Genomic DNA, 1,483 nt, shown 5'->3' on the forward strand with positions numbered 1-1,483 from the left:
GGGCGGGGAGTCGAGACGACTCCCCGCCCGTTCGCATTGGTGGGTTCGGCGGTGGGTTGGTGCTCCGGCGCGGTAGCGCTCAGGCCGGGACGACCTCGACGGCGGTGCCGGTCAGGCCCGCGATCGCGTGGACGAGGAGGTTGGCGCCGTGGACCGGCACCTGGGTGCGGGCCAAGAGAAGACCGACGATGTGCAGGGCTCGGATCGTGTCGGCGGCCAGCGGTGCGTCGGGGTCGTCCAGCAGCTTCTGCACGGTCGGGTTGTTGGCGTTGAAGACCAGGGTGGGCAGCCGCCGACGGCCGCCATCGGTCTGCCCGGCCGGCCACCAGAGGACGGGACGAGAGGCGGGCTCGAAGTGGGCGATCTCGGCGAGCACCGGGTCCGCCTCCAGCGCGGTGGTCACCGCGTCGACGAGGCGGCCGCCGCGCTCGATATGGGCATACGGCTCGGGCTGGGCGAGTTGGGCGATGTCGAAGCGGGTCATCTCGACGAAGCTAGCGCTCGACAACTCCTCGTTGATGACCTGCAGGAGCTCGAGTTCGTTGGGGCCGCTGGCATTCACGACCAGGGCGCCCGCGTGGACGGCCACGTCGCGGACGGCGTCATAGGAGTCGGCGTCCACGACATAGCGCACGGTGTCGCCCTCGGCCGCCAGGAGGTCCTCGATCGTCTTGTCGCCCTGAGTGGTGTGGAAGGGCAGGTTGGCAGTGGCGGGACTGGCAGTGGCGGGACCGGCAATGGCGGGACCGGCAATTCCGGCGACTCGTCGGCCGAGCCCGATCCGGGCACCGACGCGGCCGCCCAGGCGAGCGGAGACGTCGCGTCAACCGCTCACGAACACTCAAGGAAGGTCAAGCTCGATGGCTGACTACCAGTCCTCGCTCAACGAGGCGATGCAGATCGACGGCGCCCTCGGGGTCGCCCTCGTCGACTCCCAGAGCGGCATGGCACTGGCCACCGCCGGCAACCCGGACGGCATCGACCTGTCCGTTGCCGCCGCCGGCAATTCCAATGTCGTCCAGGCCAAGATGCGCACCATGCGCGACCTCGGCCTGAACCAGAAGCTTGAGGACATCCTCATCACGCTGGAGACGCAGTACCACATCATCCGCACGTTCTCCCGCGAGGAAGGCATCTTCCTCTACCTCGTGCTCGCCAAGGCCAAGGCCAACCTGGCCATGGCGCGCTTCAAGCTCGCCGGCATCGAGCGCCAGCTGGTCATTTGAAGCCAGGCCAAAGACGCGCATCCGGCCGTTCGCGGTCGGGGCACCCGGCGGCGTAGTTAACCCTGAAGGGCGCCCGCAGGGGTGCGCGGCAACAGCATCGCGGCCCGTCCCGGTTGGGGCGGGCCGCGTTGCTGTCCGCCGGCGGCGTCGCCGAGGTTGGCGCCTGTGGTGGGGCTCGCCATACGTCAACTCAGCACAAGCTAGTCAACTGCGGACAGCTTGCAAGGTGTCCACAGTTGACTACCTGCTGCTAGCAG

General features: G+C 68.8%; 2 protein-coding genes. One reads left to right on the forward strand and one right to left on the reverse strand.

Features of this window, described 5'->3' with window-relative positions; all coding sequences use genetic code 11:
- Nucleotides 1-79 precede the first annotated feature (79 nt).
- A complete protein-coding gene (locus tag BN13_RS17455; protein ID WP_048548499.1) occupies nucleotides 80-634 on the reverse strand; it encodes an HSP90 family protein in 555 nt (184 codons plus the stop codon).
- Nucleotides 635-860: 226 nt separating this feature from the next.
- Here BN13_RS17455 and BN13_RS17465 point away from each other — a divergent pair, with 226 nt between their 5' ends.
- A complete protein-coding gene (locus tag BN13_RS17465; RefSeq protein ID WP_048548502.1) occupies nucleotides 861-1,226 on the forward strand; it encodes a roadblock/LC7 domain-containing protein in 366 nt (121 codons plus the stop codon).
- Nucleotides 1,227-1,483 lie beyond the last annotated feature (257 nt).

The organism is Nostocoides jenkinsii Ben 74, from assembly GCF_001046875.1.
In the GTDB taxonomy this organism is placed as follows: Bacteria; Actinomycetota; Actinomycetes; order Actinomycetales; family Dermatophilaceae; genus Nostocoides_A; species Nostocoides_A jenkinsii.

Bases quoted from the DNA above. Each gene is read 5' to 3' on its own strand.
- BN13_RS17465 (WP_048548502.1), top strand. From the start codon at position 861: ATGGCTGACTACCAGTCCTCGCTCAACGAGGCGATGCAGATCGACGGC.